Genomic DNA, 216 nt, shown 5'->3' with positions numbered 1-216 from the left:
CCTAAATTTAATAGTCTAACAAACGATTAAATATGAACAGCTTTACCGCAAATTATGAAAAAATATTAGAGATACTGATAACAATTGAGAGTAAAATGAATTTTTTAAATCAAATCCGCAATCCCCACTTGTCAGATCTTGAGTTAATCTCCATAGACTTAACTTCAGAATTTATGAGTATTGATTCAGAGCGGGATTTATTCAGAAAATTACCTT

General features: G+C 29.2%; 1 pseudogene. It reads left to right on the top strand.

Going from position 1 to position 216, the window contains the following annotated elements:
- Window positions 1-32 precede the first annotated feature (32 nt).
- A pseudogene (locus tag GNY06_RS15420) lies at window positions 33-216 on the top strand (IS982 family transposase); the annotation flags it as partial.

It is taken from the genome of Elizabethkingia argenteiflava (assembly GCF_009904105.1).
Lineage (GTDB): Bacteria > Bacteroidota > Bacteroidia > Flavobacteriales > Weeksellaceae > Elizabethkingia > Elizabethkingia argenteiflava.
This window is presented reverse-complemented; position numbering and strand designations above follow the sequence as displayed.